Source organism: Arthrobacter sp. THG-b23, from assembly GCF_059091265.1.
On the sequence record NZ_JBNHGM010000014.1, the window covers coordinates 1 to 3,477 of the forward strand.

Sequence of the window (3,477 nt, forward strand, 5' to 3'; positions counted from 1 at the left end):
TTGATCTTTGTGGTCAAGTTTTTAAGAGCACACGGTGGATGCCTTGGCATCAGGAGCCGAAGAAGGACGTGGGAATCTGCGATAAGCCTGGGGGAGTTGATAACCGAACGGTGATCCCAGGATGTCCGAATGGGGAAACCCCGCCCGGCGCGCGAGTGACCGGGTGACCCGTACCTGAACACATAGGGTGCGTGGAGGGAACGCGGGGAAGTGAAACATCTCAGTACCCGCAGGAAGAGAAAACAACAGTGATTCCGTCAGTAGTGGCGAGCGAACGCGGAAGAGGCCAAACCGGTCCATGTGTGATAGCCGGCGGGCGTTGCATGGCCGGGGTTGCGGGACTTTCCGCTGCTGTTCTGCCGGACAGCGAAAGTGAGTGCGTGCGTATAGGTGAACGGTCTTGAAAGGCCGGCCGGAGAAGGTGTAAGCCCTGTAACCGTAATGCGTGACGCCGCTTGGAGAGTATCCCAAGTAGCACGGGGCCCGAGAAATCCCGTGCGAATCTGCCAGGACCACCTGGTAAGCCTGAATACTACCTGATGACCGATAGCGGACAAGTACCGTGAGGGAAAGGTGAAAAGTACCCCGGGAGGGGAGTGAAACAGTACCTGAAACCGTGTGCTTACAATCCGTCGGAGCAGCCTTGTAGCTGTGACGGCGTGCCTTTTGAAGAATGAGCCTGCGAGTTAGTGTTACGTCGCGAGGTTAACCCGTGTGGGGAAGCCGTAGCGAAAGCGAGTCTGAATAGGGCGATGCAGTGGCGTGATCTAGACCCGAAGCGGAGTGATCTACCCATGGCCAGGTTGAAGCGCGTGTAAGAGCGCGTGGAGGACCGAACCCACTTCAGTTGAAAATGGAGGGGATGAGCTGTGGGTAGGGGTGAAAGGCCAATCAAACTCCGTGATAGCTGGTTCTCCCCGAAATGCATTTAGGTGCAGCGTTGCGTGTTTCTTGCCGGAGGTAGAGCTACTGGATGGCCGATGGGCCCTACAAGGTTACTGACGTCAGCCAAACTCCGAATGCCGGCAAGTGAGAGCGCAGCAGTGAGACTGTGGGGGATAAGCTTCATAGTCGAGAGGGAAACAGCCCAGACCACCAACTAAGGCCCCTAAGCGTGTGCTAAGTGGAAAAGGATGTGGAGTTGCCCAGACAACCAGGAGGTTGGCTTAGAAGCAGCCACCCTTGAAAGAGTGCGTAATAGCTCACTGGTCAAGTGATTCCGCGCCGACAATGTAGCGGGGCTCAAGTACACCGCCGAAGTTGTGGCATCAGCGTATTATCCAAGCCTTCGTGGTTCAGGAGCGCTGGTGGGTAGGGGAGCGTCGTGTGGGCAGTGAAGCTGCGGCGGAAGCCAGTGGTGGAGCCTACACGAGTGAGAATGCAGGCATGAGTAGCGAAAGACGGGTGGGAAACCCGTCCGCCGAATGATCAAGGGTTCCAGGGTCAAGCTAATCTGCCCTGGGTAAGTCGGGACCTAAGGCGAGGCCGACAGGCGTAGTCGATGGACAACGGGTTGATATTCCCGTACCGGCGAAAAACCGCCCATGCCAAACCGGTGATGCTAACCGCCCAAACCGTTCATCCGTGCCCTTCGGGGCCAGTATGGGCGGGGCGCGCGGGACCCGATCCGGGGAGGTAAGCGTATTAACAGGTGTGACGCAGGAAGGTAGCCGAGCCGGGCGATGGTAGTCCCGGTCCAAGGATGTAGGGTGAACGGTTGGCAAATCCGCCGTTCGTGAAGCCTGAGACCTGACGGGACCCCCGTATGGGGGGATTCGGTGATCCTATGCTGCCGAGAAAAGCATCGACGCGAGGTTTTAGCCGCCCGTACCCCAAACCGACACAGGTGATCAGGTAGAGAATACCAAGGCGATCGAGAGAATTATGGTTAAGGAACTCGGCAAAATGCCCCCGTAACTTCGGGAGAAGGGGGGCCCCGACCGTGAAGAAGCCTTGCGCTTCGGAGCGGGTAAGGGCCGCAGAGACCAGGGGGAAGCGACTGTTTACTAAAAACACAGGTCCGTGCGAAGTCGCAAGACGATGTATACGGACTGACTCCTGCCCGGTGCTGGAAGGTTAAGAGGACCTGTTAGCCCTTCGGGGCGAAGCGGAGAATTTAAGCCCCAGTAAACGGCGGTGGTAACTATAACCATCCTAAGGTAGCGAAATTCCTTGTCGGGTAAGTTCCGACCTGCACGAATGGAGTAACGACTTCCCCGCTGTCTCAACCATAAACTCGGCGAAATTGCACTACGAGTAAAGATGCTCGTTACGCGCAGCAGGACGGAAAGACCCCGAGACCTTTACTATAGTTTGGTATTGGTGTTCGGTGTGGCTTGTGTAGGATAGGTGGGAGACTTTGAAGCCCGGACGCCAGTTCGGGTGGAGTCATCGTTGAAATACCACTCTGGTCACTCTGGACATCTAACTTCGGCCCGTAATCCGGGTCAGGGACAGTGCCTGATGGGTAGTTTAACTGGGGCGGTTGCCTCCTAAAGAGTAACGGAGGCGCCCAAAGGTTCCCTCAGCCTGGTTGGCAATCAGGTGGCGAGTGTAAGTGCACAAGGGAGCTTGACTGTGAGAGAGACATCTCGAGCAGGGACGAAAGTCGGGACTAGTGATCCGGCGGCACATTGTGGAATGGCCGTCGCTCAACGGATAAAAGGTACCTCGGGGATAACAGGCTGATCTTGCCCAAGAGTCCATATCGACGGCATGGTTTGGCACCTCGATGTCGGCTCGTCGCATCCTGGGGCTGGAGTAGGTCCCAAGGGTTGGGCTGTTCGCCCATTAAAGCGGTACGCGAGCTGGGTTTAGAACGTCGTGAGACAGTTCGGTCCCTATCCGCTGCGCGCGCAGGAAATTTGAGAAGGTCTGTCCTTAGTACGAGAGGACCGGGACGGACGAACCTCTGGTGTGTCAGTTGTACTGCCAAGTGCACCGCTGATTAGCTACGTTCGGATTGGATAACCGCTGAAAGCATCTAAGCGGGAAGCCGGCTTCAAGATGAGATTTCCATCCCCTTCGGGGGGAGAGGACCCCAGCCAGACCACTGGGTTGATAGGCCGGATGTGGAAGCGAGGACGAAAGACTCGTGGAGCTGACCGGTACTAATAGTCCGACAACTTACACCACACCACCCCTTTCGGGGGTGGGTGATCAAAACATGCTACGCGTCCGCTATGTGGTTCCCAGACAACAACCTTGTCCCCGGGAACAAACAATTGAATACAGTTCCAAGCACAAGCTTGTAACCGACAGGTTTGCCGCCGCCCCCACCGGGGTTGGCGCGCACGAAGGGTTACGGCGGTCATAGCGTGGGGGAAACGCCCGGTCCCATTCCGAACCCGGAAGCTAAGGCCCACAGCGCCGATGGTACTGCACTCGGGAGGGTGTGGGAGAGTAGGTCGCCGCCGGACATTCTTTGAACACGGGAAGGCCCCGCCAACGATGGCGGGGCCTTCCCGCGTTTAACCA

The 3,477-nt window shown here is 57.1% G+C and carries 2 rRNA genes; both read left to right on the forward strand.

The features are described from left to right. The first annotated feature begins 11 nt into the window (after nt 1-11). Nucleotides 12-3,135, forward strand: a 23S ribosomal RNA gene (locus AC5RVD_RS16775). Nucleotides 3,136-3,302: 167 nt separating this feature from the next. Beyond that, nucleotides 3,303-3,419: ribosomal RNA gene (gene rrf, locus AC5RVD_RS16780) — 5S ribosomal RNA — on the forward strand. Nucleotides 3,420-3,477: the final 58 nt, after the last annotated feature.